The organism is Staphylococcus agnetis (assembly GCF_002901865.1).
Classification (GTDB): Bacteria; Bacillota; Bacilli; order Staphylococcales; family Staphylococcaceae; genus Staphylococcus; species Staphylococcus agnetis.
Genome location: NZ_PPQF01000144.1, coordinates 1 through 421, shown reverse-complemented (window position 1 = coordinate 421; position 421 = coordinate 1). Strand labels below are relative to the sequence as shown.

Here is a 421-nt window from a genome sequence, read left to right as displayed (position 1 = left end):
ATTTGAATTCTACTTAAAATTAGCACTTATCGAGCTAATTTTCTTATATTTATTGCCATAAGGGCAATTCCAATTTCACATTCTACTTTAGACTGGGTGCGTACGGATAATCTTTTAAAACCCAAATTAGCCTTCAGATTTCCAAAAGCTGATTCGACATCAATTTTACGTTTTTTGTAGATGCCATTCAATTTAGGATCTGAAAGCAATTGTTTTGTATAGTTTTTTAGAAATTCCCATGTGAAGTTTTTCAGTATTTTTTTATTTGTATTCTGATTTTTAGCTTGTTTCATACATTTGCTTCGCAATGGGCAATCGAAACAATCTTCACATCTGTATTCTTTGAAATCTCGACGATAACCGTAATAATCATGTTTAATTCTATATTTGAAGAAGTGTAATTCTTTATTATTAGGGCACA

Annotated in this window: 1 pseudogene; it reads right to left on the bottom strand. The window is 30.2% G+C overall.

Going from position 1 to position 421, the window contains the following annotated elements:
- Positions 1-35: 35 nt before the first annotated feature.
- Positions 36-421: pseudogene (locus CD172_RS12405) on the bottom strand (transposase); the annotation flags it as partial.